The following is a 24606-nucleotide window of genomic DNA, read 5'->3' as shown; positions in this document are numbered from 1 at the left end:
TCAAAAACAGAGGAGAGGTTTCCCTCCCCTCTATCAGCTTATTGATTAACCTCTTGCAGCTGTTTCACAAATTGTTCTGGCGTATAGCGGTCAAACATCATGCCTTCAATAAGCGATGGCAGCTTGGATGCTGCTGCTGGCTTAAGGTTGCGGACAAGGTTGACAATGCTTTCAGGCGCTTCGCTGTTTGTCTTGATGTATTGGCCTAAAATAGGTCCCGCCTGCGTAGTTTCTTCTTCCGTTAAAGTAAGCTTAGTGGAGAGCAGGATGCTGCCTTCCAGTGTAAAGATTTTGGAGCTTTCTTCCGATGTCATGTATTTCAGAAAGGCAACCGCTGCCTCTTCTTTTTCCTTGGAGTTCTTCTTGCCCGATGACCAAGGCGTGTACGTGTCCGTCACGGTAAACCCTGGCTGTACCTTGCCATCGCCAAACGTTGGGCTAGCCGCAACTGCAATGGAAGGCGAGAGCTCTTCACTAATAGATCCAATCAGCCATGGGCCATCAATAATCATAGCCGTGCTGCCCGTAAGGAAGTTGTTGCTGCTCACCGAATAGTTGCCGCCAAGCGCATCAGCTGTCGTGTATCCAAAGAGTTTCTTCATATATTCAGCCGCTTTCACGACTTCAGGCGTGTCGAGAGACTTGCCAGCGTCAAATACGCTTGTCCCTCCCAAGCTTGCTGCTAGGTACGTGAATGCATTAGTCGCATGCCATGCATCATCGGCAGTCATGAGCGAGATTGGCGTAATGCCCGCATCCTTCAGCTTCTCGCAAACATCAAAAAATTCATCCCATGTCGTCGGGAATGCTTCGATTCCGGCTTTCGCGAACAAATCCTTGTTATAGTAAAACAGAATGCCCGCTTTCTCAAACGGAATCGATGTCAATTCCCCGTCCACAGTCATGGCTTGCAAATCCTGCTCCGTAAAACGCGACTTCCATGCGTCATCCATATACTCCGTCAGATTCAGCAATTTGCCTGACTTTTGGCGTGAGAGATCATTAGGGTTGAAATTATAGTTAAAGATGTCTGGCGTCTGGCCCGCAGCAATCATCGTTTTGACTTTCTGCTGCAGCGCAGGCCAATCCGGGTTAATATCCACGGTAACTTTAATTTTGTTCTCATTTTCCTTGTTGAAATTCTCGACTACCGTTTGCAGCGCTTTACCGCGCTCCGTATCCGTGCTCCAGCTGCTGAGCAGCGTCAGATCCACTTGTTTCTCATCGGATGCCGCCTCGCCCCCTGCCGCTTCGCTATTCTTGCTGGAACAGCCTGAAATGACAAGGCACAGTAAAAGCAATAACGACACTGCTCCACCTATCCATTTTTTCATCATGCAAAAATCCCTCCCCTTCTTCTCTATTTCCATTATCTTCTTTAGCGTAACAAATTGCTAGATTTGGAAACATGCAAGAATCTGTCTGATCTCGTTCGAAAATCTATTCAAATCAGATCTCGTTTCGATTGTCCAAATATTTGCCTAATCCATAAATTCCAGCAGAATAAATCCAGCCTAAAGTCCCCCAAATGTCGCCTTTGGCAATCATCCCCTCGTCAATGCCTTGGTTGCAAATGCCAAAGCCTTCCGGCTGCATGCCTAAGTCGGTAAAGCCCATTAAGTCTCCCGGATGAGACAGCAGCTGCTGCGTACCAATCGCAATCCATTGTGCCATGGAGCGGAAAAACAGTTCTCCTGCCTCTGCTCCTAAGCCGTCCAGCTCTTCTAAGTGGAACAGCGAGTAGATATCAACAACCCCGCCCCCCCATATGGAATTGATGCCGCCCATGCCAACCGTTTGAAATTGGACTCTAGCAAGCTCTGTGCCCGAAAAATGAGGAGCATTCCAAATATAATTCCAAGAGATAAATATTTTACCTGCTCTGACCGCGCCTTGCAAATATCTTTTCTCACCCGTCAGTTTATACAAGCCGTATAAAGCTGCCATTGTATATTGCGCAGCTTCTTTATCAATCACGTTCGGATTGTCGAGCGTGCCCCCCAAGTAACAATCCTGCGGCACGTAGGTCGTTAGAACATAATCTCCTGCTCTTCTTGCGGCATCGTGGTATGGCCGCCCGTGCTCGCCTGAAGCATTTCCCATGGCAATAAGATATAAAATGGGAATCGAGCTCGCCGATTTTGATGAAAACTCGTTATGGCCAAATCCTTCCGCATTTTTAAGCGGTTTGGCATCCGGTTCGTATGCACGGTACCACGAGCCATCATCGTTCTGATGATCCAGCAGGAAGCGTGCAAAACGTTCGGTTGTTTCCCACCATGAGGGTTGTTCGCTATTTTGCGATGAGTAAAGCTGATAGTTTAACAGCAGGTCGAACGCTGGCTCAACCATCGTACGCAAATAGTTTCCCGGAATATCGCCATGGGAAATATAATGAAGCTTGGGAGCGCCCGCTTCGCCGAAGGAAGCAAACGGCTTGTCCTTCTCGATATCGAATAAGGAATAGAGGAACCCCGAGGGGGTGGCCAGCCGATCAACGAAAAACTGGGTAACCCTTCTTCCTTTCTCCAACCATTCGCCACCATCGGATTTGGCAAGCAAATAGGCCGTATTGATTTGCCGCCCTGTGAACCCATATTCCAAAATGCGAGTGTAAGATTCATGAGGAATATTATTAAACGATGTACCGAAGCCCGAAGGCTCGGATAAGTATCCATGTCTAGGATCAAAGTGGAAAAAGAATCCCGCCACTCCATTCGAAAGCTCCCGGTAGCTGTTGCGCAAGGAAACATTGCGATACTCCATTGATTTTACAAGCGTAAAGGGAAGTCTTGCTGGCTTCGTCTGTTGCAGCTCGGCATACGTTTTGAAAGTGGAATACACCGCGTCTGCGAAATTTTCCGCACTGCTTATCCGCAGGTCATAAGCCAATTCCATCTCCAGCGACTCCCCTTCAAGCGGATAAAACGCGGATACAGGCGTTCGGCTCGCATTTAGCGCTACGCTGCGGTCGCCTTCATGATAGGGCCAGAAAGCTTCCAGAAACAGCTCCTTTCCTCCTTCCACCGCATAACCAAGTGAGCCGACTTCCGTTTCCTGCAAATACCGATTCTCCTTAGCAGCCGTCCGCCGCGGCTTATTCGTCACCTCCGGCAGCTTAACCCGGCCAAACGATACAGATTCCAGTCTTTCTGGGCGGTAGCCTATAATAACCGGATACGTTAGACGGTCATCCATATAGGATTTGGCCTCGGTGAACGAAGCCAGCGGTCCGGGCTCCGAATAGTGGGTTGCAGGCGCGCAAAATCTCCATTCCCCCGAATCCGTCAATCCTGCTCGAAGCTGAAGCTGCAATCCATTTGGCTTGGCTCCTGCCGCTGTTTCAACTGCTTTGAGACTTCGATGCAGGGTAACCCCGTTAGCCTCTGCTGCCCAGCGGTCGCTAATCGTATAGGCATAGCCTGCGTGAGTCCATTCAGCTTCAGCCTGCCATTCCTCGGCAGACAGCTGACGAACATGCTGATAGTTCATCGAGACTGTCGTCTGATCTAAATAACGAGCCATTATCGGCTGTTTAACGGTAATCTCTTGCTGCCCACCCGCAGTTTCCCATTGCAATTGTGGGAAAAGTCCTTGGTCTTCTCGAAAAAAAATTTTAATCATGCACTCACCCCACTTCATAGAATAATTCAAATGTAACGAAGTGTATCATTGGGGTCGATGCAATAAACTTCCCTTTTTCATACAAAATTCTATACATTTTTATACAAAAAAAAGCACTGATCCCAGGATATAGCCTTCAGGAACAGCACTTATAGGAAAATTAAGATAATAATAACAAACATTTTGACTATATTTTTTTCTTATCCTGCCGATAATCGTTAGGCAGCTTGCCGTATGTCTTTTTGAACATATCGCTGAAATGGCGGGCATTATTATAGCCCACCTTCTCTGCAATCTCGTAGACCATCAAGTCCGTCAGACTCAGCATATCTGTGGCATGCTTCATCCGGACCTCCGTCACGTATTGTTTGAAATTTTGTTTGGTATGCTTCTTAAAGAAGCTGCTGAAGTAATAGGGATTCATGAACGCCATGCTCGCCATCGATTCAAGCGTAATTTCCTCGCTATAATGCTCATCAATGAATTGCTTGATTTTAGCCAATACGATTTTCTCCTTGTTGCCGGAGTCACCGTCCATTTCCAAGTATGTTTTCTCGAATACGCCTGTAATTTCCGTCCCCATCCGGTCGAAGGTCTCGAAGGATGCCAACCGCTGCTGCAGCTCCCCCTTATCCAAGGCACGTTCTGATAGGCGCACGCCTGATTTGGCGAGCTCTTGGATAATAAAAGACACCGATGAGAAGCAGGTGGATACCGCAAGCGGCCGGTTGCCGTACGTTTCTTTCTTAATCGTAGCAAGCCAGATGCCAAGTCCGGCTTCTACCTCCGGCCATGGCTTGCCCGTCATCCTGCGTATAACGTCCCACTGCAAATCATAAAGCTCCTTGTCGAAGGAATGCGGCTGCACGGGCGGCACGTAACGCAACACGCGGTTTAATCCGAGAAAATATTTCATTTCCATCGCGTGCTCCGCCTCGCGAAAAGCTTCTGCAAGCTTCACCAGCTCACTTACCGGCCGGCTCAGTGCAACCGAAACCTTTAACTTCAGAAACGTTTCGATTTTGCTTTGCGTATCCTCGGCCAGCATAATCGTCTCGTCCTTCTCCTTGTGGCTGGCAATAATCACATGCTGCGTTCCCTTCATGAACGCATACCCAATTGCCGTTTCCGTTATCGTTTCCTGTAGCACGTTCCCTATGGCAAACTCGATCAGCTTGTTTTCTTTGTCCGTCCAGCGGTCCGAATCTTCCTTCTGCCGCTCAACCTCCACGATCAATGCTGTATAGAGAGGGCCAAGAAGCTGCGCCTCCGTTTCTTGAAACGATTTTGCCCCCGGAGACAAGCTCCCTTCCGTTAGCCTGATTAGCGCTTCCTGCATCTCCTCATGCCGGCTCTTTCGCTCCAGAAGCTGCAGCTTCCCTTTGCGCTTCTGCTCCTCATTATGCTCGGCAATAAGGGAAATGGCTTTGTCCAGCACACTCTCCAGCTGCTGCTTGACGACAGGCTTCACTAAATAATCGATAGCCCCGAATGCCACTGCGTCCCTAGCATAAGAAAACTCCTGATAAGCGCTTATAAAAATAACGTTAACCGGCAATCCCCGTTGTTTAATTTCTTTAATGATGTCGATTCCCGTTCGGTGAGGCATGCTAATGTCGCTAATGACTAAGTCAGGACTCCGCTCCTCGATCAGCGCCATCAGTTCATTCCCGTCATACGCCTGTCCGACAATTTCCATGCCGAACGATTCCCAATCGATTAGCTTTCGCAGTCCTTTTATAATAATGGGTTCATCATCTGCCAGAATGAGCCGTATCATACGGCACCCCCTCCTTCACCGGAAATAGCATCAGCACCGAAGTGCCCACATGCCTACGGCTGCTGATTGAAATGCCGTAGCCTTCCCCGCAAACCGACTTGATTCGTTCATGAACGTTTTTGATGCCGACATTTTTGGAAGGAGCCGCCTCATCCTCCAGCAAGGCATTCAAGCGATCAAGCTCTTCCTTGTCCATGCCAATCCCGTCATCATAGACCGTAACGGCCAGCTTATCCTCGATACGCTCGATAGAGATTTGAACGGTGCCTTTACCTTTTGGGCGAAGTCCATGTTGAATGGCGTTCTCGACAATCGGCTGCAGGGAAAGCTTTAGGATTGGCCAATCCCTGTTGATATGGTCAGAAATATCGCAGCGGAGCTCGAACCGGTTCTCAAACCTCACCTGAATGATATAGAAATAATCTTTCAGATGATCTAGCTCATGCTGGATCGTGACCCAGTCCTCGCCATAATCAATAACATACTTCAACTGATTCGATAACGAGAGAATCATATCTGCTACCTCATCCGCGTCACTGTGAACGGCATTCATCCGAATGACCTCCAGCGTATTGTACAAATAATGGGGCCTAATTTGGCTCTTCAGCGCATTAAGCTCGGTTTGCTTTTGCTTGATCTCAGCGACGTAGGCCTCATTAATAAATGCCTGCAGCCGATCGACCATCCGGTTGAAGCCATGCGCGAGCCTCCCCATTTCATCATTGCTTTTCACTTCGATCTGAATTTCCAAATTGCCGGATTCCACCTTGGTCATCTGCTTGATCAGCCCTCGAATCGGCGCCGCAAGCCTTCTTGAAAACCAGGTGCCCATGATGATTAGTACAAGCGAGCAAATGCCGATCGCTATATATACAGCCGTGCTGGTCGTCCCAAGCTGCTTATAAATTTCTTCGTTCTCGAATTTAACCAGCAGTTGTCCCTTTAAGAATGGAATATCCTCGCTCAAAATAAGCTTGCCCTTATCTGCTTCGGAAGAGATAGGGGTTTGAATAGAGGCTAGTTCTTTGTTGCTGAAATAGGCTCGTTCGTTGCCGTCAAGCACGTAAAGCTCATCCTGCTCCCCTAAATTCAATTCCCGCAAAAACTGGTCGGCGACTTTGGCGTCCACATCAAAGAACAAGGTGCCTACGATTTTGGGCTCCTTTAACAACGTGCCTGAAGTATCAATTAAGTTCCGCCCAATCGTAATGACCTTGTCCTGCGAATTAAATATATAAAAATCCTCATGTGTCGGATAAATCATCAAGTCCGTAGGAGCATCCTTCATCGTGCTCATCCAGTCCTCTACGGGCAGCTTCTCGGAAATAATGACTTTATTTTCTTTCGTTTGATAGAACAGTTTGCCGTCCTTCGCCCGGACGAAATAAGCGCTTGCTATATAACGGTCGCTGTACATGATCATTTTAAGAAAAGCATCGATCGGTACGGTGTTGATTTGCTCCAATTCATTGACGTTGCGGGTCTGATTGTCTGCGAAGCTGTCCTGCATCCCATCATAACGTCCGGTGTACATCAGCATCGAAATCTCATTGTAATTATTAAAGGCTGAATTCAGATTGTAGCTGATGTAGAGAACCATCTGGCGCAAATTATCGTTCGTATACCGCTCGACATGCCCCGTAAAGGTTTGAACGGAAAAGTAGCTGAGCGCGAATAATGGAATGAGCCCCACTAAAATAAAGGCTACCGAAAATTTTACGAATACGCTGTTCCATCTAAGCCGCCATATTTTCATCTGCAAGCTCCCCCTAAGCAAACGCTTCCCTTACTTATCTTATCATAACCTAAGGCGGAGACAACTCAAGCATGACGATTGAGACGCAATAGATACAGCCGGAAATTCCTCAAGAGGAGCTTCCGGCTGATCGGTTATTGCGTTTAGTATCATTACGGTCTTATCCCTTAATCGCGCCAGACGAAACGCCTTTGACGAAATACTTCTGCAGGGATAGAAAGGCAATCAGTACTGGAATCAACGACATCGTCGTTCCGGCGAAAATCATATCCCAGCGTGATGAAAACTCCCCAACGTAGTAGAACAGCTCTACGATCATCGTTTTGGCTTGGCCTGCTGGCAGTACCATCATGGGCATCAGAAAGTCATTCCAAATGCCGAGTCCCTGCAGCACGACCATGCTCGCGGTAACCGGACCGAGCAGCGGAAATACGATTTTCCAGAAGATCCCGGTTCTGGAGCAGCCATCGATCTCTGCCGACTCCTCAATCTCCCGGGGGATCCCTTTCAGAAAGCTTGTATAGAGCAAGACCCCAAATCCGATCGATCCGGAAATATAAAGCAGAACCGGTCCCGTAAGCGTGCCGAAAAGCCCGATCAGCTTGAGCTGCTTAAACAATGGAATCATGTAAACCTGAAACGGAATCATCATGCCAAAGAGAAAATAAGTAAACGCGGCGTTTGTCCATTTCGAGTTTGTTCGCTCGATGGCATAAGCGGCCATTGGAATGACGAGCACCATCACAGCGATTGAGCTTACCGTAAGAATGGTGCTGTTCAGCATCGCTTCGGGATATTTCGTTTCCGTCAGCAAGTATTTAAAGCTCTCTAAATAAAGCTCCTTCGGAAATGAGATCGCATCCTTCATAATTTCTGCATTGCTTTTGAATGCGGACATGATGTTGAAATAAATCGGGAAGGCGAACACGACCGCTATAAGCAGCGTAATAACAAATGTAATAACATCCATCGGCTTGATTTCTTTTTTCATCTTACATCTGCACCTCTCTTTTGCGGAGCACTTTAATTTGAACCAAGGAGATGACCAGGGTGAGGATGAACAGAACAAGAGCAAGCGCCGTACCAAAGCCTTGTCTCAATTCGCCAAAGCCGACCTTGTAAATAATATAGGTCAACGTTTCTGTAGCAAATCCCGGACCGCCGTCTGTCATAACCGCGATTTGGTCGAATACTTTAAGCGACCCAATCATCGATAACATGACGCAAACGGTCGTAGCGCCAGCCAGCAAAGGGAACGTAATATGGCGGAACTGCTGCAGGCGATTGGCACCGTCAATGCTGGCCGCTTCATTTAATTCCTGCGGAATGCCTTGAAGCCCTGCCAGGTAAATCACCATATAGTAACCGGCTGCCTTCCAGACGGTGGATAGAATAATCGAGATTAACGCATAATCCGGATTGCCTAACCAGTCTGTCTTCAGGAAACCGAGACCTGTCATTTCCAACAATTGATTCAAAACGCCAAAGTTATAATTCAGAATAATCATCCATATAAAACCCATAATAATACCCGACATTAATACCGGAAAATAGAAGATGCTGCGGAACAAATTACGGAACCAGCGAACCTGATCTACCAATATGGCCAGTCCCAAAGCGACAATATTTTCTAAGAGTACTAATGAAACCGCTAGAATCAACGTATTTTTTAAAGCATTGTGCACACGGGGACTTTTGAAAATTTCAACAAAATTATCAAGCCCGATATAAGGAATCTTTTCGCTTACTCCGTTCCAAGCCGTAAAGCTCAGATACACGCTGCTGAGAGTAGGGACGATGACAAAAGCCGTGTATACGATAAAGGCTGGCAATATAAACCAAATTGCATAATTCGTCCATTTCTTTTTCTTTGACTTGGCAATCATGGCTCTCTCCTACTTCCTGCTAAGGTTTGATAAAAAGAGAACCTCCGCGTTGGCAGAGGTCGCTCTTTGATTGTCATCCGGCCTAAGCCGCTTATTGCTGCAAATTGGCTTTGACATTGCTGTCATACTCGGTGTCTGCCTGCTTCATATAGTCCGTTACATCGCCGTTTTTCAGAACCAGCTCTTGAAGAAGCTTATAGAACCAGTTACGGAATTGCGGCGGAATGGCATTTTCCCCGTACCAGTTATTGATAGCGAGCGATTTGATGACCGTCTCGTCATTGATCAAGCGGAGCACCTCTTTCATTTGCTCGCCTGTTTCATAGGATACTTCAATCGCTGTGGATGGAAGTCCATTAACAGTCGCTAGGTATGGAGCATATTGCTCTGGATCAAAGAAGAATTTAATGAACGCTTTCATCGCTTCTACTTTGTCTGCGTCTTTTGCCGCTTCCGCTGACAAAGACCATCCTGCCAAGCCTGGAAGGCCTAGAACAACCGTTTTCCCTTCGCGATTCGGTATCGCATAGAAACCAAATTCAAAGTTCGGGTCTGCTTCCGCAATTTGACCGAACATCCAAGGGCCGGAGAACAGCTGGGCTGCTTTGCCTGATACTAGAATGGAAGCCGTTTGATTGTCTGCCGTGGAGAGCCAGCCTTTATCCACATATTTGCTAAATAAATCTTTGTAATCGGTTATCGCTTGTACCATGCCTGCATCCGTGAAGCTTGCTGTTTTCGCTGTACGCTTCGAGTTCCAATCCGGATCCTTCGAGTACACCTCGTTCATGATAAAGAAATTGGTCCAGAAGCCCATATGGAAAATATCTTTGCCTCCGACTACAATCGGTGAAATGCCGGTAGCAGCCAATTTTTCCTGAATAGCAAGGAACTCGTCATAGGTTTTGGGCAACTCGGTAATTCCAGCGTCAGCATACGCTTTCTTGCTGTAGATGATCCCTTGAGGTGTGCCGCCGGATATTGGAGCGTTATATATTTTCCCGTTATATTCCGGCAATGTTTTGAACAAGCTGCGAAGATCCTCAGGCAGCTCCACGATTTTGCCGGCGTCTGCGAACACTTTCGTGTCGCGCATTTCGACCAAATCTGGGAATTGGCCGACAGCGTCTTTTGTTTTCAGCCAATCTAAGTATGCGGCGGATGTTGTTTCACTATAATTCGTAATTTTGATATTCGGATTTTTTGCAGTGAAAGCATCGATCGTCGCTTCAATTGCTTTTTTCGTTGACGGATCTCCTGTTGCATAAGCAATGGTAAAGTTGACTTCCTTCGGGGCATCCGTAGCCGTACCCTTGTTGTCCGGGCTGTTGCTTGCTCCCGCATTGCCGTTGTTAGAGTTGTTTCCGCCGCATGCCGTAAGAACTAGGGATAAAGCCATAATAATTGAAGCGAATTTCAGTAATGGTTTTTTAGCCATTTACTTGGACCTCCCTTTAGTATCTGCGTTTTTTAGAGGAGCTACCTGCAAGATGTGCGCACCACCCTTGTTCAACCCCGTTCCATGTTCTAAGATTATCATCAAAAGTCGACACGTGAAATGAAGTTTTTTAAGGCGGATATGCGGCTTATTTAAGAAGTTAACGATGAACCGCTTGCTTGATCTCGGTCTGGCTGACGGTATCTTTTCCCTTTAAAATAGGATGCCCCAGCCGCTTTTACCTATGACTGTGCAGCTGATTATGACCGTTTTTGCAACTTGATTTCTGGTCATCTATTAATTAAAAACAGCGGCAACCCGGAACATATAACGCTTGTTCCGGGTTGCCGCTGTTTGGATGGCCTACCAAAGGTATAAATCATTGCCTTTAAGCTTGAAAATAGCTTCCATGAAATAATAATCGCCATAAATAATCGCGGTATGATGATCCTTATTATGGTACGCTGACGAACCGTTAATTAAAATGCAGTCGGAATGTTGGCTCCAGTCGCTGCGGGATTCATCCAATGTCTTTAACAGCTTCAACGCCGCTTGAATATAAACGTCTTTCTCATGCTGGCCTACCACCTTGGCGATCTCAATCAATCCGCATGCCGCAATCGCCGCAGCTGTCGAATCTTCGTAGGCGGGCTCCTTCGGCTGTCTAAAATCAATCGGAATAATGCCGCTTTCAGGGATATTAGCTATAAAATAATGGGCAATTCGCTTCGCCGTATTTAAGTACTCCTCTTTGCCCGTATGAATGTAGCTCATCATAAAGCCATACAACGCCCACGTTTGTCCCCTTGTCCACGAAGAGCCTTCTTCATAGCCTTGACCGCCAAACGTTTTGACCACCCCGCCAATAAAAGGATCGAATTCAACGATATGGTTAACGGAACCATCCGGCCTTACAAAGGCCGTCATAGCGGTATCCGCATGCTTCATCGCAATTTGTTTAAATCGGGGATCCCCCGACTCCTCTGTCGCCCAATAAAGAAGCGGAATATTAAACATACAATCGATGATCGCCCAGCCCCGGGTATCCTGCTCCCCGAGATCATTCCACGCGCGGATAAAACCGCCCGCCAGATTAAAGCGGCCTGCCAGCAGGTTGGCAGCGTGCATCGCTCTTTTTTTGGATTCCGCGTGGCCCGTTACTTTATAATTGGCTACGCTGGTCGGGAGCCACATAAATCCCACATCGTGGTGCAGACCGTCATATTGTTCAAAGCATTTATCCAGCATGTCCTCTGAAATATTCGCAATCTCCTTATACTTTTCATTGCCGGTTTCATGGTGCATCAGCCACATCATGCCGCCCCAAAAACCATTCGTCCACCAGTTAATGCCATCCGTAATATTGTTTGAAGGGTTATCCACATTACGGTCGTCATGCACTCCGTTAATCGTTGTATACGGTATTTTATTTCTCGACTTCTCGCTTACCCAGTCCATCTTCGTCGTTATTTTATCTATGACATTGCTTAACCAGAGTTGATCGTTTGCCTGCAGCATGGTTTGATCCCACTTTCTTATTCATTTATTTTGCTTTGCGTATCCTTGTTTGCTACCAATCGTAAACATAAATAAGTTAAAATGACTATCCAATCTGATAGGTGAAATAATCAAAATCCGCATGTTTTTTTGAACCGTTGAGGTCCTGAGCACATAAGCCGATCATGGCTCCCGTGAAGCCAAGCTTGCCGCCGTATTCATCTGAGAGCATACCCATGTCAAGCTCGCTGCCGACATTCTCCCACTCTTCGCCATCCGGTGAAGCAGAAAACTGAAGCGACCGTCCGCTAACCCTGGCCCGCAAATAGAATGTAGCCCAGTCATTGACGCAAAGCTCACTGTTTTTGTCTTCGCAGTATTTGCCGCTGTTCGAGGAGACTACGCCAAGCTTGCGTCCGTTGTCTCCGTCACGCGTCACTCGCAAATAAAAGTAATCCTGCTCATCATAATAGAAGACAAGGCCTGCCATCTGCATAAAATGCGCCGGTTCATAATCCATGCGCGTTTCAACTGTGCAGTCGAAATGCTGCAGCCGGCGTGCCACCATGCTTTGGTGATGCCAAGAATGAAGCGACTCCCGTCCGCGAAGCCGCAAATAGCCGGGACGTTCGCTTAAGCTAAGCCACGTATCTTCCGCAGGAACGCGAAGCGTCTGGTAGTGCAGACCGAGCACTGGAGCTTCAAAATCATCCTTGGCTGGCAGTTCCGGATACGGATGCGGAGCAAGATCCGGAGCAGGAGCAGCCAAAGCCGGCAGTCTCCCTTCATGGCTGAGGCGCAGCCAACCATCCTCTGTCCAGCGGAGCCGCTGGAGCGACGTTTCGCGGCCGAGCGGATTCAGCTTCGTCCCAGAAAACGGGCGGCTGCAAATATGGGACATGTACCACTCGCCTTTTTGCGTTTCAACGATCATCCCATGCCCTGCATTTTGCAGCGGGTACTCGGGAGCGCCGCGCGTCGTCATCATCGGATAAGAAGGATCCGTTTCGTAGGGACCGTCAATATGCCTAGAGCGTGCTAACGTAGCTGCATGATTGATGCCCGTACCACCTTCGGCAACAAGCAAATAGTAATAGCCGCCTCGCTTGAATAGCTGTGGTCCTTCCGTAACGCCGATGTCCGTGCCTTCGTAAATCTTTTTGACCGAACCGATAAGCCGCTGCTCCGTGGGATCATATTGTTGAAGCAAGATCCCCCCAAACCTGCTGTGGTTATCCCTGAAATCCCATTGCATGTTGAGAAGCCATTTGGTACCGTCCTCGTCATGGTACAAATAAGGGTCGAAGCCGCTCCCATTCAGATAGAGGGGCTCGGACCACGGGCCGTTCATGCCCTCCGATGTAACGAGATAATTATGCAAATCTTTGAAAACGCCTTTGCGTGCTTTAACGTCGGTATAAAGCAAATAGTAAATGCCGTTATCGTAAGAAAGCGCGGGCGCCCAAATGCCGCCTGAGCTTGGATTCCCTCTGAGATCCAGCTGAGAGGTACGTTGAAGCGCATGAGGAATCAACTCCCAATTCGCCAGATCCTTGGAATGATAAAGTTGAACGCCAGGAAACCATTCAAAGGTGGAGGTCGCTATATAATAATCCTCGCCTACCCTCAGAAATGATGCATCCGGATTAAAGCCCGTTAAAATCGGATTGTTTATCATACGCTTAGATCAGCCTTTCTCTGTCTTGGTGGATGCCAGATTTTCCTATTTGAAATATAGCGATTTCTTCAACTATGGATTATCGTAGCATACGAAAAAAAACAGCGTATGTAGGTTTTTTTAGAATGAAGTGCACTTATTTAGTCATTTTCGTCGAAAATGGGAAAAGGAGAATGGCTTATGGTAGGGCACTATTTTTTGTTCAACTGACATCTCCCATTTCATTTGAGTAATTATCGTTGTATCTATATACAAATAAAAAAAACAGCCGATCAGGCTCTTGACCCTGATCGGCTGTTTTATCATCCTTGAAGAAGCCTATTGCTGGCTGCTGTTCGGAGCTTGATTCTCGGAAGAATTTCCGCCTTTGCTTTGATTGCCAGACGGTCCACCGTTTGGAGCCTGATTGCCGGATTGTCCGCCGCCAATGTTGCCATTGCCGCCTTGGCCTCCGCCAATTCCTCCGCCTTTGCTTTGGTTCCCGCCTTGGCCACCGCCGATTCCTCCGCCTTTGCTTTGGTTTCCGCCTTGGCCACCGCCGATTCCTCCGCCTTTGCTTTGGTTTCCGCCTTGACCACCGCCAAAGCCTCCGCCTTTGCCTTGGTTCTCGCCTGCGCCGCCTGCACCGCCGCCTGCACCGCCGCCTGCTCCGCCGCCTGCTCCGCCGCCTGCACCGCCACCTGCTCCGCCGCCTGCTCCGCCGCCTGCACCGCCGCCTGCTCCGCCACCTGCACCGCCGCCTGCTCCGCCACCTGCACCGCCACCTGCTCCGCCACCTGCTCCGCCGCCTGCACCGCCACCAGCTCCGCCGCCTGCACCGCCACCAGCTCCGCCGCCTGCACCGCCACCAGCTCCGCCGCCTGCACCGCCACCTGCACCGCCACCAGCTCCGCCGCCTGCACCGCCACCAGCGCCATTACCAGCACCTTTGCCCAAGCCCTTCGCATTGCCCTTCGCTTTGGCTTGACTGCGTGATTTCGCAGATGCCTTCAGCTCAGAATACGAATATGAAATGGATTGTAGCGTTTTAGCATCCACGGCACCCGTTGCTTTCAGACCATGCTTTTTCTGATAATATTTTACTCCGCGAACGGTTGATGCACCGTAATAGCCGTCAATTGGCCCGGAATAGCTGCCTAACGATTTCAGCATTCCTTGAATAACATAAACATCGGGCCCCTTAGCGTTTTTTCCAATCGCATGCCCTGTGTTAGGCAAGCTGAACATGAGCGCAATAGCGAGTAACGCTACGCCTATGTACCTTGCAGCAAGTCTTCCTATCTTACTTCTTTTTCCATTTGGATCCAAAACTTCTTTCTCCTGTTGCATGCAAAATACACCATCCTTTTGGTTTAGGTTTTAAGCTCCCCCTTTACTATCCCCAACTTTTAAAATTCATTCCAAAAAAACAACAAAAAAAACGGATAGCCTATCTCCCATAAGCCATTCAAGTCCAGGCTGAATGTTAGCTGAATTCTCATGTTACAAGGTGCATCTTTTGTTCAAAAGGCCGATAATAGAATGAAAGACATGAAGGAGGAACGAAAATGGCATCCTTTAAAGGGATTAAAATATTGCTTGTTGATGATGAACCGAATATTGTGCAGTTTCTTGAACTAGGGCTTATCAATGAAGGCTTTGATATCCGAGTCGCTTACGACGGAGAAGCTGCACTCGTTGAAGCAGCCTCCTTCGAGCCTCAAGTTGTCATATTAGACGTCATGATGCCGGGATTAAACGGATTTGAGGTATGCGCAGCTTTGAGAGCGACGGGAAACAACATCGCCGTCATCATGCTGACAGCCAAGGATGAGATTGAAGACCGCGTCAAAGGCCTGACGCTTGGCGCTGACGACTATTTGGTCAAGCCCTTTAGCTTCAGCGAGCTTCTTGCACGCATTGGAGCAAGGCTTCGCAACCAGTTCCCCCATTTGCTTGGCGAGGCGAGCTATGGACCGTTCCGGCTGGATGACCGCCGCAAGGAGCTTCTCTATTTAGATCAAGCGCTTGAATTGTCGCCAACCGAATACGAGCTGCTGAGGTTCATTATTATGAACAATGGTATCGTACTCAGCAAATCGCTTATTTTGGACAAGGTTTGGGGATATAACTTTGGCGGGGAAGAAAACATCGTGGAGGTGTACATCCGTTCTCTTAGAGATAAATTAAATGACAAGGAGCATCGGCTGATTCGCACACTTCGCGGATCGGGTTATCGGATGGATTTTCCATGAGCAGATGGAGAAAAGATTCATTCGCCCGACTTTTTGCCCCTCGATCGCTGCGGTACCAGCTGCTGAATCGCTCCTTACTGATTTTAGCCGCATTATTCTTGCTCATTGGCGTACTGCAATATATCATCATGAAAGATTTTGTCTATCAAAATAAAGCAGAGGCGTTAAATGCGCAAATCATGTCCATGCCGATGGACTGGTTTTCGAATGGAGAAAACCCGGAGCCGCCGGCAAAACATAATAACGCTATGGATTCCGACGAATCTGCACCTTCGGATTGGCCGCAAAAAGGAAGACGTGATTCTCCTATCTTTTATCAGCCAGGATTATCGGTCCTCTACATTGATTCAAGCGGAACCCTATCCGAGGTGACGAAGGATAACGGGACCAATGCTCCGATCCTCACTACGGAGGAATATAAGCAGCTTCAAGCCCAGCTTCGCGGACATAAGAAAACCGATTACAAAATCATCAATAATACGCAAGGAATCGAGCAGCTTGTTGTTTTTCGGCTCGCCGGCCCGCCAGGCAGTTCGCAAGGCATCATCCAAGCGAGTACCGAAACGTATTCACTAAAACAGCTTCTTCTGACACAGCTAGCTATATTTGCCGGGTTATCCGTATTGGCGCTCGCTGCCGGCCTTGCCCTTTATTTGCCGCTGCTCCGCCGGACGTTAAGGCCCTTGTCCCGCGTCGTGCTAGCCGCACAGCAGACCGATGCTGGGAATCTGACTAAACGAATCCCGGCGAGTCAAGGCCAAGAGGAAATCGATCGCTTGTCAGATGCTTTTAACGGCATGCTTGAGCGACTCGATGTATCCTTCGAAAGCGAGCGCAAAACGACCGAGAAAATGCGCCGATTCGTTGCCGATGCCTCTCATGAGCTACGAACGCCGCTCACTTCCATCCATGGTTTTCTGGAGGTTTTGCTGCGCGGCGCAGCTGCGAGCCCCGAGCAGCTCAATCGGGCATTAAACAGCATGCAGCTGGAATCGAGGCGCATCAATAAGCTCGTCGAGGATTTATTGTCGCTGGCTAAGCTAGATCAAGACCCTCGGCTGCAGCTGACTGATACGCGTCTGGACGAACTGCTCCTTGAAATGGAGCCGCAGCTGCAGCTGCTTGCGGGGCGCCGAAAAGTGGAGATAACCATTGCGTCTCCGGTTACCGGCCTCTTCCATGCCGACAAGCTGAAGCAGGTGCTGCTTAATCTGTTTCTTAACGCCGTGCAGCATACCGACTCTGAAGCCGGTACCATCACGATTACATTAGCTAAAGAGCACAAGTTTGCAGAGCTGGCCGTCACCGATAACGGCGCTGGCATTGACGCGGCACATTTGCCGCATTTGTTCGAAAGATTTTATCGGAGCGAGTCCTCCCGAACACGCAAGAACGGAGGCGCAGGGCTAGGTCTTGCGATTACGAAATCAATCGTAGATGCACACGAAGGAACCATTGCCGTTAGCAGCGAGCCTGGTATCGGAACGAGCTTTCGCATTTTGCTTCCTATTCATCCCGCTAGGGACAATGAGGACAACCCGCCGCATTAAAATAAATATTACGCAGCATAACCATTGTGCCTATGTATGCCCGGTAGCACTTCGTACTGGGCATTTTAAGGCTATCCCTTCAGTCCTGTCGTACTTATCCCTTCAACAATATATCTCTGAAAGGCGATAAACACTGCCACGACCGGAACCAGCGACAATACGGACATCGCGAACAGCGCCCCCCAATTTGTCTCCATCGTCGGATCAGCCATGCTTTTAATGGCTAGCGATACGGTGGCCATTTCCGCTGAGTTAAGATACAGAAGAGGAGCAAAATAATCATCCCATGTCCATATAAATTTAAAAACAGCCGTTGTTACGATCGCTGGCACGATTAATGGCAGCATGATTTTAGCAAAAAACAGGAAACGGCCGCACCCATCGATTCGCGCCGATTCGTCAAGTTCAACGGGAATGCCCCGCATGAACTGCACGAGCAAAAAGATAAAGAATGCTCCGCCTGCAAAAGATGGAACAATCAAAGGCCAAAACGTGTTAATCCAATTCAGTTTGTTAAACAGCATATACTGGGGAATAATAAGCACCTCGCTTGGCAGCATCAATGTCAGCATCATGCACGCGAACCAGAAAGCAGAACCTGGAAAGCGTATTCTAGCAAAAGCATAAGCCGCCATGGTGGAAGCAATAACGGTGCCAACCACTGAAAATATAGTTACATATAGTGAATTCTGAAAAAACAAGAAAAAAGAATGACCTGCAAAACCTTTAAAACCCGATACATAGTTTTCCCAGTAAAAATGAGCAGGGATAAGCTTATGCGCCTGCGAGTACACCTCTGTCGTATGCTTTAGCGAGCTCGATAGCAGCCAAAGCAGCGGATAAATCATAACGATGGCAAATCCCCACACAGCCGCGCTTAGCCAGAGGTTGCCCCCTCGCTTTTGTGATGTCGCATTCATGCCTCTCTCTCTCCTTTCGATTCGTAATGCACCCACAGTGAAGAAGAGCGGAAGACGAGCGCCGTCAGTATGCTGACTGCAAGCAACAACACCCATGCCATAGCAGAGCCGTAGCCCATATGCAGAAATCGGAATGAGTTTTCATATAAATAAATGACATAGAATAGCGTCTGGTCATGCGGTCCGCCGCCGGTTAAGATCATGCCCTCCGAGAAAACTTTAAAACCCCCGATGATTCCCATCACTAGGTTGAAGAAGATTACCGGACTAAGCAACGGCAATGTAATTCGGCGGAATCTATAGGCCGCTGACGCTCCGTCTACCAAGGCAGCCTCCAGCAAACTCGCTGGAATTTGCTTTAGGCCCGCAAGAAAGATCAGCATCGCCGATCCGAATTGCCATACGGACAAAACAATCAGGGAGCCAAGCGCTGTCGAAGGGTCGGTAATCCAAGAAATCGATATTTCAATTCCAAAAATCGAGCGCATGAACGAATTGAACGCTCCATTTAAGCCAAAGAGCTGACCCCACATCACGATAACAGCTACGCTCCCGCCCATCAGCGTTGGCAAATAATACAGAGAACGAAGAGCTCGAGCCCCTTTTATTTTCATATTAAGCAAAGCGGCAATAGCCAGTGCAAAGCATAGGCGAAGCGGGACAGCCACTGCAACGTAAAGCAGCGTCACCTTCACTGATTTCACGAAGCGCGGGTCATCTGTGAACATTTCCTTGAAATTTTCAAACCCGATCCATTGTGGCGCGGATAAAATATCATAGTCCGTAAACGATAAATACAACGAGAAAAAAATCGGAAATAACGAAAAAACAAATAGGCCAAGCAGCCATGGAAATATAAATGCGTATCCGGCATACATGTCGGGATTACGCAGCCATTGTTTAGAGGTGCGTTTCACTGGTTAACTCCTTTTCATCCATCTGCATACTTCATAAATGCGGCCTTCTATCCCATGGATGAGAAGGCCGCTGACACCGCCTATAGCGAATGCATAGTTACTTTTTCAATGCTTTATTTGCTTCCTGGCGGAAACGCTTTGCGCCTTCAGCTGGCGTCAGTTTCTCATAGAAAATTTCCGACGCGATGTTTTTGAATGAGGTGCTCACTTCGCTTCCGGCTGCAGGAGCAGGCGGATCAATCGGACTGCCTTGCGATTCAACCAAATCCAAATACGCGCGTACTCTCTTCTGCGTATCTGTAAACTCTGATTCTACGCCTGCAAGCACTTTAGGATTATAGGGAAAGCCGAAATAACCATCCAACGATTTTGCTGCCTCAATATTGTTTGTGTAGAACTCGATAAACTGAGCCGCTTCCTTAGGATGCTTCGAGTTGCTTGAAATGCCGTGGAAGAAGGATGGCTTAATGTAAGCTCCTTTGCCTGGGCCTGGGAACAACGAGAAGCCAACAACCTTATTTAACTGCTTCTCAACGACCGCGCTGTGGCTGCCGCTCCAGTAACCCCAGCCGCCATAGGCAGAGTTGCCTTTCGGGAACGGACCGTCCTCAAGTGCTTTAATCTCCGATTCAACAGCTACCGGCGTGAGCAGTTCTTTCTTTTGCAGCCGCAGCTGCGTTTCAAAAAACTCCGTAAACAAGCCGTCGTCCTCATAGCCAAGGCCATCCTGCGCGTCATTGTAAAGCTTAGCGTCATGCTGGCGAAGCCAGATTTCATATTGGGATTGACCAAAATGCGTGTCGCCGTAAATGCCCAGCTTATCTTTAACTGTCTGCAAGTCCTGCTCGTATTGCTCCCATGTATAACCTGATGCAGCAGGCGCCTCAACGCCTGCTTCCTTCAGCTTATCCGGATCATAAAATAGGACGAGCGCGTTGTTGCCGATATTGACGCCGTATAGCTTGTCGTCCACTTTGCCCACATCAGTATGGAGAGGGTTAATTCCCTCCAAATCGATGGTTTTATCCGCAACGTACTCATCCAACGGCTGAAGCAAACCCTTGCTTACATAGTTTTTAATTTGCGAATAATCGACGCGTACGACATCTGCCAAATCCTTCGATGCCGCTTGCACTAGAATTTTATCCGTATAATCGGCACCCGTCGCATATTCGGATTGCACTTTAATGTTAGGATAAGCGGCTTCAAACAGCTTTACAACGTTGTCATGGGCATCAATCGTTAGTTGGGTTCCCGCCCAGTAGCTTACGCGGATCGTTACTGGCTCAGTGGATGAAGCTTCCTTTGTTTCGGAAGCACTCGTTTTTGGGGTGTTGTTCGCTTCGTTAGTAGAGGCATTATTCGTATTGCCCCCTCCGCAAGCCGTTAAGCCAATAGCTAAGAGCAATAAAATAGCGGAATACCGTTTTTTAATCGAACGCATCGTAACTCTCTCTCCTTCTCATAACGAATTTCGGCTTAGAATGGCGTTTGTTTCCGTTCGGAACTTTGCTGCGCCAGCCTCAGGCGTAATCCGCTCGAACAAAATTTCATTGCTAATGGATTTAAACAACTGATTAACCTCCGGCCCTGCAATGGGATCAGGTGGGTCAATGAAACTTCCGTACCTTTCGACATCCGATAAATAATCCAGCACATTTTGCTGCGTGACCGTGAATGTCTCCTTCAAGCCGGCAATCACCTTAGGGTTGTAAGGAACGCCAAAATAAGCGTTTAGAGCGGTTGCTGCATCCAAATCATTTGTATAATAATTGATGAATAACGCAGCCTCTTCCGGGTGCTTTGAAGATTTGGCTATCGAGTGGAAAAAGGATGGTTTGATGTACATCCCATGGATACCCGCTCCGGGATAAGCGGCAAGCCCGACCTGCTTGCCCAATTGCTTCTCCACAATATCAATTTGGTTGCTCCAATAGGTAAAGCCTCCGAATGCTGTCTGGCCCCTCGGAAACGGGCCATCCTCCAAATTCCGGGTTTCCAGCTCCGTGCTTAGCGGCGTAAGTAAGCCTTCCTTCTGCCAACTTAGCTGCTTATTAAAAAAATCGATAAACAGCTGGTCATCCCAGTAACCTAGACCATTCTGGTCTTCATTGTAAAAGGTTGCAGCATTGGCTCGCAGCCATACCCGAAAATGATGCTGCGTCAGATGCGTATCCCCGTAATGGCCGGTACGATCTCGAATAGCGCGAAGATCACTCTCGTATTGCTCCCATGTATAATTGCGACTAGGAGGCTCTACTCCCGCTTGGTTCAGCAGTTCCTTGTCATAAAACAAAACTAGCGCATTGTTGCCGATGTTAAGGCCATACTGCTTGCCATTTAGCATGGCTCCTGCATTATGCACCGGATGAACACCTTCGAGATCGATGACTTGACGAGAGATATAATCATCAAGAGGCAGCAACAAGCTTTTTTTCGCGTACCTGGCCATGTTGGCATAATCGATACGCACGACATCAGGCAGGTTATTCGCTGCTGCCATGACCATCAATTGCTCGTCATAAGCGTCACCTGAATAATAGCTGGCTTGAACTTTTATCGACGGATAAGCCTTCTCGAAACGCTCGATGACAGCAGTGTTTTTATCGATCGTAAGTTGTGAGCCAGCCCAGTAGGTCATTCTTAACGTAACGATTTGCTCGTTAGCTAGGCCATTAAGCGGCTTGCTCTGGTCCTTTAAATCAAGTGAATATGCATAAGAGGATAGTACGAAAATGAGCAGCATTCCCGCCGAAAAGCCAATCATCTTCATACTCCGCATCGGTCTCCATCCTTTTTTCAATAGACTTATTGCTTTGCTTGCGGAATACCTTTCCCAAATATTCGGCATTCATAAAAAAATGGTTTTGAGCAAGCCATAACAAAGAGAGCTCCTCGTTCCCAAGGTTTTCCTGTACCATCTGCTGCATACGGTCGATGAGCAGCCTGCCCGCATTCCCGAATGCAGCTTCATGCTGCGCAGGATTCTCTAAAGCTTCGTATTGAAGATATTGATGAATTTCCTCAAGTGAACGCATGTTCAAAATACGAATTTTGTCCGTTGCCTCAATACGCTCGCGCTTGCTCTTGTCTTCTTGCAAATCGTGTACTACTTGCTTAAGCACTGCAATAATTTCGGTTTCGTCACAAGGTTTAAGCAAATAATGCTTTACGCCATGCTTCATCGCTTGTGTAGCCAGCTCAAATTCCCCATAACCGGAAAGCACGATAAAATGGATCTCGCCGAGCTCCTCTTTGATTTTTCTAATCAGCTCAATGCCGTCCATACCCGGCATTTTGATATCCGTGATCACAATGTCAGGCTTAAGCTCCGTAATTTGGCTGTAAGCTTCCCTTCCGTCTGAGCCTGCTCCGAGAAAGTGGAGGTTGAGCATATCCCACGGCACCAAATGCTTAATGCCTTCACGGATCATTCGCTCATCATCGGCCAAATATACGCTGAATTCGTTCATCCTCTGTCTCTCCTCCTTGATTGGCATATTCCTGATTTATGACGGGAATGGCAAGCCTCACCATCATTCCTCTGCCTTCTGCTGCCTCCAGCACGATACCGAAGCTATCGCCGTAAAGCAGCTTCAGCCTTTCGTCTATGCTCCGCAGCCCTATCCCCGTGCTCTCGGCCAGCTTCTCCTTTGTTCCTGATTGCCAATGATTATCGATTGGAAAGCCTGGTCCTTGGTCACGCACAGATATTTCAAGCCTCCGATCTTTCAATTCCGCTCGAATCGAGATATTGCAATGTCCCGTCTCGGCATCTGTCCCATATTTCACGCAGTTTTCTACAATCGGCTGAAGCAGCATGCTCGGCATGAATAGATGCTGCAGATCAGGCGGCAAGTTCACTTCGTAAACCAATCGCTCCTCAAAACGGAACTGCTGTATCGCTATGTAGTTTTGCAAATGGCCGAGCTCTTCTCCCAATGTAACCATTTCTTTCGTATTAACGGTAATGCGAAGCATATTGCCGAGCGCCTTCACCATGCCCGAGATCGCCATTTGCCCATTCATGCGAGCCATCCAGTTAATTGAATCCAGCGTATTGTACAAAAAATGAGGGTTCAGCTTTGCTTTCAACATATCGTACTTCGCTTCATTGAGCTTGATTTGCTTAATATAATTTTCATTGATTAGAGTGTTCAGCCGATCCGTCATCCTATCAAAATTGCGGTTGAGCAGCCCGATTTCATCCTGCTGAAGCTCTGCTCCGCTCGCTGAAATCCCGAAATCCCCCTTTTCCACGCTAAGCATTTTACGGGAAAGCTGTTCAATCGATTTTGTAATGGTGCGGGAGAAAATCCAGCCGAGCCAAAGCAATTGAAATAAAACCAGCACGTACAGCAGGATTAAGATACTTTTCATTACCGTGACATTTTTGAATATCGCTCCATACGGAATAAGATGGATGAACGTCCAACCTGTATAATCGAGCTTGAAGTATGCCGCCAGGTACTTTACCCCCTTCAAGCTGATCACACTATATTCCTCGCTTCGATCAGTCGGAAGCGCAGGTAGATCGGATGGGCTCAGCTCCTGATAAATAATGCCTTCCCCCGTCTGGATCAACAGCGACGATCCATATTTCAACTTTTCGGCAGGCGTGGCATAAACGGCCTCGCTTGCTGGAATGGTAATGATAAGCGTACCGATCGGCTGCAAGCTAAGCTGATTAATCTCTCTAATCTCCCGGTTAGCCATAAAAATGTTCGCTTGCGAACTGCCGCCGACCCATGAGCTTGCTCCTTCATGGCGGGCAGCCTGTTGCACGAGCTCTTGCAGTTGCAAATCATTGATTTGGGAAGGAAATACGCCAACGCTGTTTTTGCCTCCGTTAGCGTCAACAATCAGAATCGAAGCCGCTGAGGTATCCGTCTGCTGATACTTCAACAACATTTGCTTTAGCTTGCTCGCCGCCTCAAACGATTCAAAGCCGCCGTTACTTTCTTTTATCGTTTTAAGATGCTGCTGTACATCAGGGTTCGTCATAATCGTCAATGACAGTTTATCGATTGCTTTCAGCTTCTCTTCGATTCGCTGTGAAAATAAGAAAAATTTATCTGAGGTTTCCTTATAAATAAGCTGCTCATACAGCATCTGTGATTTATGGACAAACAATAACCCAAGCAAGCTCGTTACCGTCGCACCGAGAAAAATAAAAACAAAAAGCTTATGTTTGATTTTTAGTTTTTTCATTTCATCACCGTCACTTCCATAATCCCAAGTATACATACGTGATTAATGGTTTAATAGCACTATTTAAAAAACACCAAAAAAAAGCAAGAAATCAGCAGCTGCCGATTTCTTGCTT

General features: G+C 47.8%; 18 protein-coding genes. 2 read left to right on the top strand and 16 right to left on the bottom strand.

What is annotated here, in order from left to right:
- Positions 1-38: 38 nt before the first annotated feature.
- The 10 genes from FJQ58_RS22625 to FJQ58_RS22580 form a co-directional block, all read right to left on the bottom strand.
- Positions 39-1337 carry an ABC transporter substrate-binding protein gene (locus tag FJQ58_RS22625; protein WP_139997089.1) on the bottom strand — a complete coding sequence of 433 codons (1299 nt, stop codon included), beginning with the start codon at positions 1335-1337 and terminating at the stop codon, positions 39-41.
- Between the two features lie 112 nt (positions 1338-1449).
- Positions 1450-3624: a hypothetical protein gene (locus FJQ58_RS22620; protein ID WP_139997088.1), complete on the bottom strand. Its 2175-nt coding sequence runs from the start codon at positions 3622-3624 to the stop codon at positions 1450-1452.
- A 187-nt stretch (positions 3625-3811) separates the two neighbouring features.
- Entirely contained in the window at positions 3812-5404 is a 1593-nt protein-coding gene (locus FJQ58_RS22615) for a response regulator (RefSeq protein WP_139997087.1), read from the bottom strand.
- Positions 5379-7160: a sensor histidine kinase gene (locus FJQ58_RS22610; RefSeq protein ID WP_139997086.1), complete on the bottom strand. Its 1782-nt coding sequence runs from the start codon at positions 7158-7160 to the stop codon at positions 5379-5381. The genes FJQ58_RS22615 and FJQ58_RS22610 overlap by 26 nt, the downstream gene beginning before the upstream one ends.
- Positions 7161-7320: 160 nt before the next feature.
- The gene (locus tag FJQ58_RS22605; protein ID WP_139997085.1) at positions 7321-8151 is read right to left on the bottom strand and encodes a carbohydrate ABC transporter permease; all 831 of its coding nucleotides are present in this window, start codon (positions 8149-8151) and stop codon (positions 7321-7323) included.
- Position 8152: 1 nt separating this feature from the next.
- Positions 8153-9046 (bottom strand): carbohydrate ABC transporter permease, encoded by an 894-nt coding sequence (locus FJQ58_RS22600; RefSeq protein ID WP_139997084.1) that lies wholly within the window; start codon positions 9044-9046, stop codon positions 8153-8155.
- Positions 9047-9137: 91 nt separating this feature from the next.
- Positions 9138-10484 (bottom strand): ABC transporter substrate-binding protein, encoded by a 1347-nt coding sequence (locus FJQ58_RS22595; RefSeq protein WP_139997083.1) that lies wholly within the window; start codon positions 10482-10484, stop codon positions 9138-9140.
- A gap of 363 nt (positions 10485-10847) precedes the next feature.
- Positions 10848-12002 (bottom strand): AGE family epimerase/isomerase, encoded by a 1155-nt coding sequence (locus FJQ58_RS22590; protein WP_139997082.1) that lies wholly within the window; start codon positions 12000-12002, stop codon positions 10848-10850.
- 85 nt (positions 12003-12087) lie between these two features.
- Entirely contained in the window at positions 12088-13659 is a 1572-nt protein-coding gene (locus FJQ58_RS22585; RefSeq protein WP_139997081.1) for a glycoside hydrolase family 43 protein, read from the bottom strand.
- A 318-nt stretch (positions 13660-13977) separates the two neighbouring features.
- Entirely contained in the window at positions 13978-14967 is a 990-nt protein-coding gene (locus FJQ58_RS22580) for a peptidoglycan-binding domain-containing protein (protein ID WP_238404279.1), read from the bottom strand.
- A gap of 239 nt (positions 14968-15206) precedes the next feature.
- On the opposite strand from FJQ58_RS22580, the gene FJQ58_RS22575 reads away from it, so the two are divergent.
- Positions 15207-15893: a response regulator transcription factor gene (locus tag FJQ58_RS22575; protein WP_139997079.1), complete on the top strand. Its 687-nt coding sequence runs from the start codon at positions 15207-15209 to the stop codon at positions 15891-15893.
- Positions 15890-17443: a sensor histidine kinase gene (locus tag FJQ58_RS22570; RefSeq protein WP_139997078.1), complete on the top strand. Its 1554-nt coding sequence runs from the start codon at positions 15890-15892 to the stop codon at positions 17441-17443. The genes FJQ58_RS22575 and FJQ58_RS22570 overlap by 4 nt, the downstream gene beginning before the upstream one ends.
- 71 nt (positions 17444-17514) lie before the next feature.
- On the opposite strand, the gene FJQ58_RS22565 is transcribed toward FJQ58_RS22570, so the two are convergent.
- The 6 genes from FJQ58_RS22565 to FJQ58_RS22540 form a co-directional block, all read right to left on the bottom strand.
- The gene (locus tag FJQ58_RS22565) at positions 17515-18363 is read right to left on the bottom strand and encodes a carbohydrate ABC transporter permease (RefSeq protein ID WP_139997077.1); all 849 of its coding nucleotides are present in this window, start codon (positions 18361-18363) and stop codon (positions 17515-17517) included.
- Positions 18360-19280 (bottom strand): carbohydrate ABC transporter permease, encoded by a 921-nt coding sequence (locus tag FJQ58_RS22560; protein WP_238404278.1) that lies wholly within the window; start codon positions 19278-19280, stop codon positions 18360-18362. The genes FJQ58_RS22565 and FJQ58_RS22560 overlap by 4 nt, the downstream gene beginning before the upstream one ends.
- Before the next feature lie 97 nt (positions 19281-19377).
- Positions 19378-20724: an ABC transporter substrate-binding protein gene (locus tag FJQ58_RS22555; RefSeq protein ID WP_139997076.1), complete on the bottom strand. Its 1347-nt coding sequence runs from the start codon at positions 20722-20724 to the stop codon at positions 19378-19380.
- A gap of 18 nt (positions 20725-20742) precedes the next feature.
- A complete protein-coding gene (locus FJQ58_RS22550; protein ID WP_162341693.1) occupies positions 20743-22062 on the bottom strand; it encodes an ABC transporter substrate-binding protein in 1320 nt (439 codons plus the stop codon).
- A complete protein-coding gene (locus FJQ58_RS22545) occupies positions 21983-22753 on the bottom strand; it encodes a response regulator (protein WP_162341691.1) in 771 nt (256 codons plus the stop codon). The genes FJQ58_RS22550 and FJQ58_RS22545 overlap by 80 nt, the downstream gene beginning before the upstream one ends.
- Positions 22722-24491 (bottom strand): cache domain-containing sensor histidine kinase, encoded by a 1770-nt coding sequence (locus tag FJQ58_RS22540; protein WP_162341689.1) that lies wholly within the window; start codon positions 24489-24491, stop codon positions 22722-22724. The genes FJQ58_RS22545 and FJQ58_RS22540 overlap by 32 nt, the downstream gene beginning before the upstream one ends.
- Between the last annotated feature and the right edge of the window lie 115 nt (positions 24492-24606).

This window comes from Paenibacillus paridis (assembly GCF_006345825.1).
Classification (GTDB): Bacteria; Bacillota; Bacilli; order Paenibacillales; family Paenibacillaceae; genus Pristimantibacillus; species Pristimantibacillus paridis.
Note: the sequence above shows the minus strand (reverse complement) of the source record. Positions and strands in the feature narration are given on the sequence as shown.

Bases quoted from the DNA above. Each gene is read 5' to 3' on its own strand.
- FJQ58_RS22600 (WP_139997084.1), bottom strand. From the start codon at position 9,046: ATGATTGCCAAGTCAAAGAAAAAGAAATGGACGAATTATGCAATTTGG.
- FJQ58_RS22540 (WP_162341689.1), bottom strand. From the start codon at position 24,491: ATGAAAAAACTAAAAATCAAACATAAGCTTTTTGTTTTTATTTTTCTC.
- FJQ58_RS22550 (WP_162341693.1), bottom strand. From the start codon at position 22,062: ATGCGGAGTATGAAGATGATTGGCTTTTCGGCGGGAATGCTGCTCATT.
- FJQ58_RS22620 (WP_139997088.1), bottom strand. From the start codon at position 3,624: ATGATTAAAATTTTTTTTCGAGAAGACCAAGGACTTTTCCCACAATTG.
- FJQ58_RS22595 (WP_139997083.1), bottom strand. From the start codon at position 10,484: ATGGCTAAAAAACCATTACTGAAATTCGCTTCAATTATTATGGCTTTA.
- FJQ58_RS22555 (WP_139997076.1), bottom strand. From the start codon at position 20,724: ATGCGTTCGATTAAAAAACGGTATTCCGCTATTTTATTGCTCTTAGCT.
- FJQ58_RS22575 (WP_139997079.1), top strand. From the start codon at position 15,207: ATGGCATCCTTTAAAGGGATTAAAATATTGCTTGTTGATGATGAACCG.
- FJQ58_RS22610 (WP_139997086.1), bottom strand. From the start codon at position 7,160: ATGAAAATATGGCGGCTTAGATGGAACAGCGTATTCGTAAAATTTTCG.
- FJQ58_RS22570 (WP_139997078.1), top strand. From the start codon at position 15,890: ATGAGCAGATGGAGAAAAGATTCATTCGCCCGACTTTTTGCCCCTCGA.
- FJQ58_RS22625 (WP_139997089.1), bottom strand. From the start codon at position 1,337: ATGATGAAAAAATGGATAGGTGGAGCAGTGTCGTTATTGCTTTTACTG.
- FJQ58_RS22605 (WP_139997085.1), bottom strand. From the start codon at position 8,151: ATGAAAAAAGAAATCAAGCCGATGGATGTTATTACATTTGTTATTACG.
- FJQ58_RS22565 (WP_139997077.1), bottom strand. From the start codon at position 18,363: ATGAATGCGACATCACAAAAGCGAGGGGGCAACCTCTGGCTAAGCGCG.
- FJQ58_RS22615 (WP_139997087.1), bottom strand. From the start codon at position 5,404: ATGATACGGCTCATTCTGGCAGATGATGAACCCATTATTATAAAAGGA.
- FJQ58_RS22545 (WP_162341691.1), bottom strand. From the start codon at position 22,753: ATGAACGAATTCAGCGTATATTTGGCCGATGATGAGCGAATGATCCGT.
- FJQ58_RS22585 (WP_139997081.1), bottom strand. From the start codon at position 13,659: ATGATAAACAATCCGATTTTAACGGGCTTTAATCCGGATGCATCATTT.
- FJQ58_RS22590 (WP_139997082.1), bottom strand. From the start codon at position 12,002: ATGCTGCAGGCAAACGATCAACTCTGGTTAAGCAATGTCATAGATAAA.